The organism is Serratia sp. CY33525 (assembly GCF_052169115.1).
GTDB classification, from domain to species: Bacteria; Pseudomonadota; Gammaproteobacteria; order Enterobacterales; family Enterobacteriaceae; genus Serratia; species Serratia sarumanii.
On sequence record NZ_JBJNLK010000006.1, the window covers coordinates 115,695 to 128,730 of the forward strand.

At 64.4% G+C, this 13,036-nt stretch carries 7 protein-coding genes; all 7 read right to left on the bottom strand.

The annotated features are described in order from the left end of the window. Nucleotides 1-257: 257 nt before the first annotated feature. Nucleotides 258-2,264: a biofilm formation regulator HmsP gene (gene hmsP, locus ACJ8IM_RS16260; protein WP_033636621.1), complete on the bottom strand. Its 2,007-nt coding sequence runs from the start codon at nucleotides 2,262-2,264 to the stop codon at nucleotides 258-260. A gap of 229 nt (nucleotides 2,265-2,493) precedes the next feature. Then, nucleotides 2,494-5,967, bottom strand: a complete 3,474-nt coding sequence (gene bcsC / locus ACJ8IM_RS16265; RefSeq protein ID WP_033654000.1) for a cellulose synthase complex outer membrane protein BcsC — start codon at nucleotides 5,965-5,967, stop codon at nucleotides 2,494-2,496. After that, the gene (bcsZ, locus tag ACJ8IM_RS16270; protein WP_033654026.1) at nucleotides 5,949-7,061 is read right to left on the bottom strand and encodes a cellulose synthase complex periplasmic endoglucanase BcsZ; all 1,113 of its coding nucleotides are present in this window, start codon (nucleotides 7,059-7,061) and stop codon (nucleotides 5,949-5,951) included. The genes bcsC and bcsZ overlap by 19 nt, the downstream gene beginning before the upstream one ends. Nucleotides 7,062-7,066: 5 nt before the next feature. Next, nucleotides 7,067-9,373, bottom strand: a complete 2,307-nt coding sequence (gene bcsB, locus ACJ8IM_RS16275) for a cellulose biosynthesis cyclic di-GMP-binding regulatory protein BcsB (protein WP_033653999.1) — start codon at nucleotides 9,371-9,373, stop codon at nucleotides 7,067-7,069. A 62-nt stretch (nucleotides 9,374-9,435) separates the two neighbouring features. Further along, a complete protein-coding gene (gene bcsA, locus ACJ8IM_RS16280; RefSeq protein ID WP_033653998.1) occupies nucleotides 9,436-12,039 on the bottom strand; it encodes a UDP-forming cellulose synthase catalytic subunit in 2,604 nt (867 codons plus the stop codon). After that, the gene (gene bcsQ / locus ACJ8IM_RS16285; protein WP_033653997.1) at nucleotides 12,036-12,776 is read right to left on the bottom strand and encodes a cellulose biosynthesis protein BcsQ; all 741 of its coding nucleotides are present in this window, start codon (nucleotides 12,774-12,776) and stop codon (nucleotides 12,036-12,038) included. The genes bcsA and bcsQ overlap by 4 nt, the downstream gene beginning before the upstream one ends. 3 nt (nucleotides 12,777-12,779) lie before the next feature. Continuing rightward, a complete protein-coding gene (bcsR, locus tag ACJ8IM_RS16290) occupies nucleotides 12,780-12,971 on the bottom strand; it encodes a cellulose biosynthesis protein BcsR (protein ID WP_033636616.1) in 192 nt (63 codons plus the stop codon). Nucleotides 12,972-13,036: the final 65 nt, after the last annotated feature.

Below are 13,036 nucleotides of genomic sequence, written 5' to 3' on the forward strand. Positions count from 1 at the left end.
GGGAAGACACGCACCAGGCAGCAGTCTAAAAATCCAGCCTGTTCATTGCTTGCGCGGAAAATAACACCCACTTAACAACATGGAAATAATTTGTTGCACCCGCCCCTGGGAGTTGATGTGAATTTAAGAGCTGAAACGCGTCAGTCGGGGTGCAAAGCTGAAAATTGCGTAATGCTTTGTTTGCACTAACGCAAAAGAGGTAGAGGAGAAATAGCGATTTTCGGACGGGGAAAAGTACCGGAAAGGTAACGCGGCGCTTACGGCGCCGCGCGGCAAAACTCGGCTTCGAACGCTGCGCGCGGCAGCGGCCGGGCGAACAGGAATCCTTGCCCGCTGCGAATGCCGTGCTGCAGCAGGCAGTCGCGCTGCTCGGCGTTTTCCACGCCTTCGGCCATCACCGGCAACGCCAGCACTTCGGAGATCGCACTGACGATGCGCACCATCGCATCGTCGGCCGGCAGCCCCTGAATGAAGCTGCGGTCGATTTTGATCAAATCGATCGGCAGGGATTTCAAGCGGTTCAGGTATTCCAGACTGGAGTAGCCCATGCCGAAGTCGTCCAGCGCGATCGACAATCCCAGATCGTGCAGCTCGCGCAGCAGTGCCAGCGCGCGGTCGAGATCGTCGATGCGCACCGTCTCGGTGATCTCCAGCAGCAGCTTGCGCGGGTCGATCCGATACTGCGCCAGCAGGTTTTTCAGATGCGGGACGAACGCCTCATGCTGCATCTGTATACCGGAAACGTTGACCGCCAGCGGCAGCGCAATGCCGCGCTGCTGCCAGTCCGCCAAGATGCGGCAGGACTCTTCCAGCACCCAGTTGCCGAGAGGCACGATCACGCCCAGCTCTTCCGCGAGCGGGATAACGTCGGCCGGCAGGGTATAGCTGCCGTCATACTGCTGCCAACGCAGCAGCGCTTCGGCGCCGATCACCTCGTTGGACTGCATGTCGATCTGCGGCTGCAGGAACAGCGTAAAATGCCGCTGTTCGATGCCGTGCAAAATCTCGCTCTCCTGCGTCAGCCGCTTCTGCGTGCGTTCCGTCAGGCTGGGCTCGAAGAACAGGATCTGATTTTTTCCTTCACGGTGGGCGGACATCATCGCCGAGGTGGCGCTGCGCAGCAGCTGTTCCGCACTTTCCCCCTGATTGAGGTAGTGCGCGATGCCGATGCTGGCGTTGGGCCGCAGCGCCAGACCTTCCAGGGTCAAGGGCGCGTTGATCTCCGCCATGATGCGTCGCGCCAGCTGCATGGCGTGGAACGGCCGCTCGGTCCCCTTGGCCAGGATGGCGAATTCGGTATTGCTCAGCTGCGCCAGCACGCCGTTTTCGTCGATGCAGCCGCGCAGCTTCTTCGCCAGCGCCAACAGCAGCGCTTCACGCATCGCCGGGCTCATCACGCCCGAGGCTTCATGCAGCGTCTCGATGCCGATCACCAGCAGGTTAAAACGCTCGGGGCGCAGGCTGGAGGCGATATGCTGTTCCAGCAACGCGTTCAGCAATGCCGGATTCGGCAGTTCGGTCACCGGATGGCGGGTGCTCAGGCGGCTCATGTCGGCATGCGCCTTGGCCAGCGTCTGTTGATTGCGGTTGTAGTTGCGCACCAGCAGGCCGAGCTCGTCGTCCTGGTGCAGCGTCGGCAGCATCAGCTGGTGGTAGGGCGCTTCGTCCTGCGAGATGTTTTCCAGCTCTTTGGCCATCGCGCGCAGCGGATGCACCATCAACCGGTTCATGCACCAGGTGATGGCCACCGACAGGATCAGCGCCAACAGCAGGTAGGTCGACAGCATGGTCGACAAAATGCTGCGGATAAACTGGTACATGCGGAACGAATCGGCCTGCAGCACCAGATAGGCCAGCGGCTGCTGGTTGGCCGGCACCCGCTCCAGCGAATAGAGCGGCACGGAAATTTGGATCGGCAGCTCAAACAGCCGGGCGATCAGCGTCGGCACCGGCCGCTCCGGCGGGAAATTGGCGTGCAGCGCCTGAAACTCGTTCGGCAAGACGATATCCGCCCGGCTGAGAATGCCGACCGGCAACAGCGTGTTCAGCACCTTTTTGGCTTCCGGCACGTCCATGCGCAGCACCGCTTCCGCCAGCGGCTGGCGCACGGATTGAGCGATATTCTCCAGTTGCTGGGCGTAGTCATCCCTGCGCTGCTGCACAAAGTGGAATAACTGGATCACGATAAAGATGCAGATCGTGACCAGCGCCACGCCGGACACCGTCGCCATCTGCTTAATCGTTAACGAACGCCTGACCCGCAAACCTGCTCTCCGTGAAATCGGGCTGAAACAAAAAAGGGGGCTGACTCTCACCCGCCCCCTCGAACCGGGCTGATTATACTCGATCATCGGCTGTTTTTATCTGGCTATGCCGCAGGCAAAACCAAGAAAATCGCGGGTTTCAGTCTTTTCCTAAAGCGAACAAACGCGACCCGGACACAGGGTAACAAAACTCCCCGGTGTCCGACACTCCGAATCTTTCCCCTCCCGGCTACTTGAAGTCGGCGTAAGGCGTCAGCGGCTGCGGCGGCAAATCGAGATCCCCCTGCCAGCCGGCCAGGGAATAGCGCAGATAAATCAACGCGTGGCTCGGCGTATAGTCCTTCGCCTGTTGAATGTCGATACCGGCGCCGAGCGTCCAGTGCGAACTGAGACGGCGTTCGACGATCGCCCGCAAGGTATAACCGACGCCGCTTGAGGAGCTGCCGTCCTCGACGGCGAACTTATCAGGCAACGAATCCGGGATCAGCCCCTGCAGCGGATAGCGGCGCTGGCTGTCGGTTTTCGAATGGGACAGCGAAACCGAACCGCCCAGCTCCCACGACCAGTTCTCGGTGCGCTGGCGATAGTTGACCGGCAGCGACAGCGACAGATATTGCTGCGGGCTGTAATAGCCGCCCTGCCCCAGCGAATAGCCGCTCAAATCCTTCTGGTAGTGCCACAGCATGGTATTGAGCCCGACGCTCAGGCGGCGATTGTCTTCGTTGATCAGCTTGTAGTAGTAGCCGGCCATCAACCGCTGCCGCTGGTTATCCGCCACGTTCTTGCCGGTAATCTGGTGCGCGCTAAGATCGGCCCACACGCCGTTCGCCTCGCCGCGATCGTAGCTGGCGCTCAGGCTGACGCCGGTAGCGCGCACGCCGCCCCAGGTGATGCCGGTGTTCGGATCCTTGGCGCCGCCGAACGCCAGCAGCGAGCTGGAGATCGGCCGCCGCGAGGCCGCCAGCGTCCAGCCGATGTGGTTCCAGTCGCCGCTGTAGGCCAGGCCGCCGGTCCAGTCGACCACCTCGAAGCCCATCGGCGTCGTACCGATATCGGCGGCCCAACGATCGTTTTTCCAGCCGGCCGCCACGCTGGTGCCGGTGGATTTCTGATGTTCATCGCCGCGGCACCCTTGCGTGTTGCAAGTGCCGAAGGTCTCGTAATAGTGGCCGCTGCCGTCGGTCGAGAAGCGGCCGGCATCCAGCTGCACGGTGTCGGTGCGCAAGAAGGCGCGCCCGTCATACAGCGGCATGTCCACCTGCAGCATGGTGTCGTGCGCATTGAAGTCGGAAATACCGCCGGTGCCGCTCGAGCGCCAGTAATCGTGATCGAGCGTGACGTTCACGTCTTGCTGCCGGTACAGATCCGCGGCCTCGGAACGGATGCCGCGTTTCAACCAGTCGTCGCCCGGGTTATTGCGCGTCAGAGAGGTGTAGGTGTCATTGTCCTGCGGCAGCGTCGGCGTGATGCCGCCGGCCACCATCGCCTGCCGGTAATCCTGCTGCGCCCGCTCCGGCTGCCGCTGCGCCCGTTCCAGACGGGCGGCGTCGCGGTAGATCAGCGCCTTGGTCTGCCCCACGGGCTCCGCGGCCGCCGCCGTTTTCAGCAGGCCGAAGATAGCTTCGGCCTGCTGCGGATCGCCGACCGCGCCCCAGGCGTTAGCGACCCGCCGTTGGCTGTTGAGCGAAGCGTCTTGCGGCTGCGGTCCGGTTTTCAGCCGCTGGCGCGCCGCGTCCAGATCCCCCTGCGCCACATAGGCTTCGATCTCGCCCAGTTGCGCATCCGGGTTGTTCGGTTCGCGCCGTTTCACCCGCTGATAGTCGTCCAGCGCCGCCGCATACTCCCCGCGCGCCAGCGCCCAGTCGGCCAGCAGCAAATCGATGCGGGTGTCCGCCGGCTGCCGGCGCAGATAGGCTTCCGCCGCCGGTTCGTCGCCGGCCGCCCGCAGCCCCTCGGCATGTGCAATCACCGCCTGCATTTTTAGCCGCTGCGCCAGTTCGCGCATGTTGTCGTTCCACTGCGCCGCAGGCAGCGTATTGAGCTGCGCCAGCGCCTGGTCGTCGCGATCGCTGCCGGAAAGGTAGAGCGCATAGGCATAGGCCAACTGCGGATTGGCGCGCTGACGCTGCGCCAGCTGCCGGAATAAGGCGTCCGCCTGTTGCGGCTGCCCGGCCTGACGCAGCGCCTGCGCATAGCGATAGGTCAGCCAAACGTCGTCGGGATCCATCGGCTGGGCGCGGCGATAGATTTCCGCCGCCTGCTGCCACTGCTGCTGCGCCGCCAGCGTCTCCGCCTGTTGCTTCAACATATCGAGCCGCAGCCCGTCGAGGGTGCTGCGCAGCTTGGCCTGTTGGCTGCGCGGCAGGCCGTTGAGGTAGGCCAGCGCTTTTTCCGGCGACTGGCGTTGATAGAGATTCACCAGGCCGCGCAGCGCGCTGCCGTTACCGGGATCGCGCCGCAGCGCCTGCTGATAAAACCCTTCCGCCGCGGCGTCATCCTTGCTCGCCACCGCCACATCGCCCAGGCCGATAAACGCATCGCCGTCGCGGTCGTCGAGCTGGCGCGCCTGCTGGTATTTCTGCCTGGCCAGCGCAAGATTGCCGGCCTTCAGCGCCTTGTCGCCTTCGTCTATCGCCAGCCAGTAACTGGTGCTCTTGATCAGGCTTTGCCACTTGCCGCTGTCGTAGCCGTTCGTGTCGGCGGCCAGCGCCTGGCGGAACAGCTTCAACGCCTGCGGGCGGTTGCCGGCGCGCGAATAGGCCTGGCCGAGCGCGCCCAGCACCTCGGCGTCGTTCGGCGTCGCCGCCAGCGCCTTTTGCAACGCCGGAATGGCCGCCCGGCTGCCGCCTTTATCCACCTGCGCCAGGCCGCGCACCCGCGCCTGATACGCCGGATCGGCCAACAGTTTCTGCTGTCTGCCCAGCTCTTCGCGGGCGCTGGTCGCCTGATCGCCGGTATCGAACACGCCGAGGAAACGGTTGAGCGCCGCCACGCTCTGCGCGCTAACCGGCATCGCTTTGACCTTGTCCAACCACAGATCGGCGGCATCGCCGCGCCCGGCCGGATCGGCGGCGATCTTCTGCAGCAGCTCATAGGCCTGCGCGTCCTGGTTCTGACTGAACAGCATGCGCGCCAGCGACATGCGCAGCGCCACGTTGCCGGAATATTGCTGATCCAGCGCCTGCAGCTGCTTCAACGCTTTCGCCTCCTGCCCCGGCAAACGCGCCACCAGCCGCCAATATTCCACCGCCAGATCGAGCGTCGGCGGCTCGCCGTGGAACAGCGCATCGTACTGCGCCTTGGCCTCCGGCAACCGGCCGGCGGTTGCCATCAGGCGCGCCTGCTGCAGCTTCTGCCGGGTTTCTGGTTGCGTCAGCAGCATGTTCATTTGCGCCTGGCGATAGGCGCTGGACTGCGGCGCGAGGGTTTTCAGCTTGTCCAACTGCTGCTGCGCCAGCGCCATATTGCCCTGCCGCAGCGCCAAACGCATGCGCGCGGCGATCACGTCCGGGTTGTTCGGATCCATCAGCTCTAGCCGGTACAGCGACTGGCGCACCAGGTCGTCCTTGTTGCCGGCCTCGCCAATGCGCACCTGTTCCAGCAGCCACTGCTCCGGGGCCACGGCTTCCGCAGCGCGCGCCTGCGGCAGCATCGCCAGGCTCAGCGGAATCAAATTCAGCCAGTTTATTTTGAAGTTGTGCATTGGCCGTCCCACGAGGGTTGCAATTCACCCTGACGATTAAAGCGATAACGTTGTTGATCCCACCCCTGACCGAACAGCGTCAGCGAGGCGCTGAAATAGGCGTCGTCCCCCGGCGGATGTTCGCTGATGCGTTGCCGCTGTGTCGCCAGCGCCTCAGCCTGCGTCGCCAACATCGGCAGCATTGAGGCGGAAAAGCCGACCGGGCCGCCGCCGGTGGTTTTGCCGCTGGCGGTATCGGTTTTCTCCGGCGGCACGCCCTGTTTGGCGGTGAGCTGCACCATCGGCTGAAAACGTTCGAGCAGCGCCGCCTTGTATTCATCGTCGTCCGCCAGCATGCCGGCCCACAGATAAACCCGAATGGCGTCGTAGCTGCCGACGTTCGGCTTGACGGGATCCGGCTGCCAGCCGGCGCCGACCCGCCACACCACCCAGTCCGGCGAGAAACCGTGCGGCGCGGTGTCCAGCCACAGCCGTTGATTGACCTGGCGCATCGCGCGCCACGGGCCGTTCAGCGCCGCAAAACGCGCCAACAGCTGCGGCGGCAGGTAGCTGGGATTCAGCCGCCAGCGATCGTCCGTCACGAACCCGACTTTGCCCGGCAGCAGCATCAAGCCCAGGCCGGGAATGTCGGCCACCTCCTCGCGGCCGATGCGTTGCAACAGCAGCGTTCCCAGGGTTTGATAGCGCCGGCTTTTCCACAGGCGGCCGGCTTCGAGCAGGTTGTAGGCGATCCACAGATCGGCGTCCGACGCCGAGTTGGCGTCCAGCACCTTCCACTGTTTGTCGTCGCTCTCGCCCCACAGCCAGGCGGGCAAACGGGCGCTGAGATCGCCCGCCGCCAGGTTGTTCTCCGTCCAGGCCAGCAGCAGATCGAAGGTCGGCCGGTCATTGGCCACCAGGGCGAAGAACAGGCCGTAGCTCTGCCCCTCGGAGGTGGTGATTTTGTTCGGGCTGCTCGGATCGATCACCCGCCCCTGCGGGCTGATGTAGAACTGCTTGTACTGTTGCCAGCCCGGCCACTCGCAGGCCGCCGCGGCGCTGAAGGCGCACAGCAGCAGCATGCCGAGCGACAGGCGTTGCAGCATGGCGTTCACCGCCGTCAATCCCGATCTTCAGGCGCCAGACGACGCCGGCTGAAGGCCTTCAGGCCACGCCACAGCATCAGCCCCAGGATCACCACCAGCACCACCGCGATCACCGCCAGCAGCACCGGATGGGTGGAGAGGGCATACCACAGCCGCTCCCACCACGGCAGGTGGCCGACATAGTAAATATCGCCGACGCGCAGGCTGTTGACCCCCGATTCGCGGATCACCGCCACCGAGCCGAATACCGCGGCGCGCTTGCCGCTGTCCAGCAGGGCATTGTTCAGCAGCTCATAGCCGCGCGGGCTGTCCGCCAACAGCGCCACGATGCTGCGCTGGTCGTTGAACGGCGATTGCACGCCAATGATCGCCGACATTGCGCCCTCGGAGCTGACGGCGGTCTTGCTGTCCGGCCGGGTATCCTCCGCCAGCGCTTCCGCGCTGGGCAGCGGCGGCTGCCGCGTCGGCTGTTTCACCCAGCTTTGGGTCGCGTCCACCAGCAGGCTGATTTTCTTGTCGTCGCGCAGCTCCGGCGGAATGGTGCCGACCATCAGGATATCGTCGTCGCGATCCTTGGCCTGCGACCAGTCATCGCTCAGCGTGAAGGCCAGCGCCGGGTAGCCGGTTTGCGCGCCGATCACGCCCAGCGCGTTCAGCAGCGCGCTGACCTGCGCCGGCTGCGGTTTCTGATTCACCAACACCAGCGTTTGCGACAGATCCGCCAGGCGGCTGAACGGGAAGCCGGCGTTGGCGAAGGCGCGCAGATCCGGCATCGCCATAAAGTGGCGGTAGCCGGAGAAATCGATGGTGGACGCGCCGTCGATCACCGCGTGGTTTTGCGTGAAGGAGTAGGTTTCACAGCGCCCTTCCGCGCCGCTGGCCAGCAGCGTGGTGTAATCGAAGTCAAAGCGCAGCTGGTTGGTGGCCCCCAGCCGCAGCGCCGGGATATTGACGTTCTTGTCGGAATCGAGCAGCCCCTGCGTCAACGGCAGGCGCAGCAGCTGCGCGCCCTGCTCGTGCTCCGGCACCAGCGAGTAAGCCTGCACGAACTGGTTGTTCAGGCTGACGCTCAGCCGCGAACCGTCCTGAATGCGCGGCGCGGTGTAACGGTATTTCAGGTGCATGTCGATGCCGGTGCTGCGGATCAGGAACAGGTCCGGCGGCAGGTTCATGGTCAGCGAAATAGGCCCGGGCTCGATGCCGCTGGTTTGCAGCTGCTCGGCGTACTGCTGCAGCTCGGCAAAGGTCATCGGCCGATCGGTGCGCACCCAGTTCGGCGCGTCGTACGGCTGGCGCGGCGCCAGCTGTTCCACCTTGTCCACCGTTACGTTCTGGCCGCGGAACAGGATGTTGCCCTGCGCGATGCCCTTCACCGCGGTGATCAAATCGTTGTCGTCACGCCCCTGAATCAACAGCAGTTTGACGTACGGATTGTCCGGGTGGCTGATCATCTCCACCGTCGGGCCGTTGACCGCCGGATAATCGCGCAGGAAATCCGGGCGCTGCGAGTTGGTGGCGAACACCACCGCGTGCTGCGTCGGCAGCGCGTTGTACAGCGTCGGGAAGGATTGCCCGCGCCACTGCGCCTTGCTGCCGAACCAGGACGCCAGAATGCCCGCCGCACGCTGCTGGGCGAGATCCGGCTGGCCGGCGAACACCATCGGCAGCGTCAGCGGCCGATTATCGCGGCTGTCGAAGAACGGCTCAGGGAAGTGCGACAGCTCGTTTTTCACCGGCAGCGTCTGGAAACGCAGCTTCAGCGCGCTGGACTTGCTGACGTCGAGCCACAGCGAGGTGCTGGCGGGGTTTTCGCAGATATTTTGATAATGGCCGACGAACACCAACCGAACGCGGTTAAAATCGGTGATATAGCGCGGATCGATCGCCATCTGGATGCGATTGGGCTTGCCCAGCTGCTCCTTAGCGATCGTGGTCACGCCCATCAGCTCGTCGTTCAGGTAGACCTTGACGTGCGACTCCACCGGGATCAGCGCCGGCGACGGCGTAAACTCCATATCGAGCATCGCCTGCGAGACCACCTCGTCGCTGCGCACGCCGAATTCGATCTGCCCGTCCGGCCGGGTGCCGCGCAGAACAAAGGTGCCCGGCGGCGGCGCTATCTGCGCAAACGACAGCGACACGTCGCGCACCGGCGCATTCGGATCCTGCGGCGCGGCGGCCGGCGGTGGCGCGATCGCCGTATCGGCCGCCGCGGCGATCGGCGGCTGGGCCGCCACGGTCGGCGCGGTGGCGGTTTCGGCCTGCGACAGGGTGCTGATGCCTAAGGCCAGAGCAGTTAACCAGGTTATTTTTCTCGTCATCGTATCATCATCAATGTTGGAGCCTGTTCACCGGGCGAGTGAGCGGGCGGTTGAACTCGCAGCTAACCCACTGTTTCTTGTTGACCCAAGGTCGGATCCCTGCCGACGCCGCGCGGAATAAACGACACGACCCAGGCGGTCAGCGAGGTGACCCCGACCAGCAGACCGCGCACCAGCGGCGGCGCGTAGTCCGCCATGCGCACATACCCCCGGAAGCCCAGCGCCAGCACGTCGCGCAGGCTTTCGATCGGCCGGTCTTCGGGGAACCCGTCCTGCCACAGCGCCCAGGTATCGGCGCGGGCGAAGGTGCACTGAATGAAATCGATGTGTTCGCGGGTGGAGAGGTCGACCAGGCGCACCCCCACCTTGTTGCCGAAGGCGCGCGTCACCACGCAGGGGAAGCTGTACTCCTGCTGGCCGCGCTTGAGCAGCAGCGAGAGCCTGTCGCCGTCTTTCAACGCGTTTTCCACCCGCATCTCAATGCCCACGCCGCCGTCGGAGTAATCGCGCAGCGTGCAGGGATACAGATGGCCGTCGGCGCGCGCGATCGCCGCCGGCATGGCGATTTCCACGCGGTGCGCCTGACGCACCTGCTTGGCCTCCACCGCCACCGCCACTGCGCCGCCGAGAATCGTCATGTTGTACAGCACCCACACCAGGCTGATGATCACCGTCATCACCTCGTCCGTCGGGCCATAGGCCAACCGCCAGACGCCGAACGCCAGCCCGGCCAGGTTCAGGATCACCAGGAACATGTAAGGCCGGGTGATCACCCAGTCGACGTGCTCCTCCTCCACCAGCCCGCCCTTGGCGGTGACGTTGAATTTGCCCTTGTGCGGATTGAACAGCGCCACCGTCGTCGGCCGCGCGATATACCAGGCCAGCACCGTTTCATAGATTTCGCTCCAGAACGAATGGCGGTATTTCCCCTGGATACGCGAGTTGGTCAGGCTGGCGTGGATCATGTGCGGCAGCACGTAAAGCGCGATCGCCAGCGCCGGCGCGAAGATGATGTAAGCATGCAGCAGCAAAAACGCCAGCGGCGCGGTGAGGAAGATCAGCCGCGGAATGCCCGACAGGAAGTGCAGCATGGCGTTGGCGTAGCACAGGCGCTGCGCCAGTTTCAGCCCCTTGCCCAGCAGCGGGTTGTCCAGCCGGAAGATCTGCACCATGCCGCGCGCCCAGCGAATGCGCTGGCCGATGTGCGCCGACAGGCTCTCGGTCGCCAGCCCGGCGGCCTGCGGAATGCGGATATAGGCCGAGGTGTGCCCGCGCCGGTGCAAGCGCAGCGAGGTGTGGGCGTCTTCGGTGACGGTTTCCACCGCGATGCCGCCGATTTCGTCCAGCGCGCTGCGGCGCAGGATGGCGCAAGAGCCGCAGAAGAAGGTCGCATCCCACATGTCGTTGCCGTCCTGCACCAGCCCGTAGAACAAGGTGCCTTCGTTGGGCGTCTGACGGAAGCGGCCGAGGTTGCGCTCGAACGGATCCGGCGAGAAGAAGTGGTGCGGGGTCTGCAGCATCGCCAGCTTTTTGTCTTTGAAGAACCAGCCCATGGTCAGCTGCAGGAAGGATCGCGTCGGCACGTGGTCGCAGTCGAAAATCGCCACGAACTCGCCGGTGGCCTGCTTCAGCGCGTTGTTGATGTTGCCGGCCTTGGCGTGTTCGTGGGTCGGCCTGGCGATGTATTTCACCCCCACTTCGGCGGCGAACGCCCGGAATTCGGGGCGATTGCCGTCGTCGAGGATATAGATATTCACCTTCTCTTTCGGCCAGTCGATGCCCAGCGCCGCGTAGATGGTGGGCTTCACCACCCCGAGATCTTCGTTGTAAGTCGGCACCATCAGATCGATGGTCGGCCAGCTGGCGCTATCGGCGGGCAGCGGCACCGGCTGGCGGTTAAGCGGCCAGATGGTCTGGAAATAGCCCAGCACCAGCACCACCCAGGCGTAGGTTTCCGCCACCAGCAGCAACAGGCCGCACACCAGGCTTAGCGGGTCGTCCCAGTTCAGCGTGGCGGTATAGCGCCACCACAGGTAGCGACAGGAGACGGTCAGCGACAGCACGATCAGCATCAGCGCGGGCAAACGCCCCGGCACCCGGCGCACCACCATCGCGATCCCCCACAGCAGCAGGACGAACACGAACTGCGCCGGCAGATCGAACGGTTGCGAGATGCACAACATGGCGAGGATCGCCGCCAGCACGCTGACCAGAATAAACAGCGCGCGCCGCATGCCGCGGTTCATGCGGCCGAGGCGCTCCACCGAGCGCTGTTCCACGCCGGCGTTCTTCAGCCGCTGCGGCAGGCCCTGCAGCCAGTCGGCATAGCGCTGCTGCAGGCGGCGCCAACCGGCGAAATAGTCGCGCTGCACCGGCGCGCGGCCGCTGCGAAACAGCAGCAGCCACAGCCCTTGCAGCAGATAACGCAGCGCATCCGCCGGGCGCGGGCGTTCGGCGGACAGATGCGGGAACCAGTAAGCGCGGCCGGTACGCACGCGCTGCCAGGCCGGCGACTCGAAGCGCAGCAGCAGCCAGCCCAACGCCACCAGCAGCGTGGCGAAAAAGGCGGTCAGCGCCGATGCGCCATTGCGGCGATAGCCGCGGTAGCGCGTCTGCACCGCCTGACGCACCGGCGGCACCAGCAGCAGGCTCAGCACCCGGCTCATGGCGCAACGCCCCGTTTGAGATTGATCAGGCACCAGTTGGCCAGCGTCAGCACTTCATCCGCCGCCAGGCTCTCGGGGCGGTACTCGCCCAACGGCTGTTTGACCGCCAGCGCTTCCGCCAACGCTTCGTCGCGGTGGATCACCACCGGCAACAGGCCACTCAGCGTTTGCAGCCACAGCTGATGCAGATCCTGCTGCAGCTGGCTGGCGGAGGAGTAGTGATTGACCAGGAAACGGCAGTCGTTCGGCAACGTCTGTTGATGGAGCCGTACCTGGCAGTTGGCGTCGGGGTTCAACAGCATGAACACGCAGTCGGCAAGCTGCAGCGCCTGCTGCGCCAGCACGCCGTCCCCGACCGGGACATCCAGCAGGATCCAGCGCTGCGGATCGCCGGCGATCAGTTGGCGCAGGTTGTCGCGCCAGCGTTCCGGCTGCTCCCGACACTGACGCTGCACTTCCAGCCGTTCCGCCGCATTCAGGCGGCCAAAGGGCAGAAAGTCGAGGTTTTCACAATAACGCAGCGCGCCTTCCTGCCAGCCGCCGCCATCCCGCTCCGCGCGAGCCCAGCCGCGCGCCAGCTCGAACGGCGTGTTGAAATGCAGGCGCAGCAGATTATCCGGCGTGAAATCGATCGCCAACACCGACTCACCCAGCTGCTGCAACGCCCAGGCGAGCGCCGCCGTGACCGACGTCGTCCCCATTCCACCCCGCAACCCTTGCAGCGCGATCACCGGCATAGATCAATGGCTCCCCGTGGCCTGCGCCAATTCGGCCAACAGTGGCCAGCGCGTCATCATTTGCGTTAGCCGCTCCTGCCGAGAAATATCGACATAGCTTAATTTCGGCAATGAAAAAGCCTGGCTGAGCGCCTGCAGGTCATCCTGGCTCTCACCAGGCGCCGCTGCACGAAAATGGGTGGGTGCGTTATTCATTCTTCCGCCTTGGCGAAAATAGGCTATGTTAATTAACTATAGCAACGATACAAAAAGAGAGAGGC

Bases quoted from the DNA above. Each gene is read 5' to 3' on its own strand.
- bcsA (WP_033653998.1), bottom strand. From the start codon at position 12,039: ATGAGCCGGGTGCTGAGCCTGCTGCTGGTGCCGCCGGTGCGTCAGGCG.
- bcsQ (WP_033653997.1), bottom strand. From the start codon at position 12,776: ATGCCGGTGATCGCGCTGCAAGGGTTGCGGGGTGGAATGGGGACGACG.
- bcsC (WP_033654000.1), bottom strand. From the start codon at position 5,967: ATGCACAACTTCAAAATAAACTGGCTGAATTTGATTCCGCTGAGCCTG.
- bcsR (WP_033636616.1), bottom strand. From the start codon at position 12,971: ATGAATAACGCACCCACCCATTTTCGTGCAGCGGCGCCTGGTGAGAGC.
- bcsB (WP_033653999.1), bottom strand. From the start codon at position 9,373: ATGACGAGAAAAATAACCTGGTTAACTGCTCTGGCCTTAGGCATCAGC.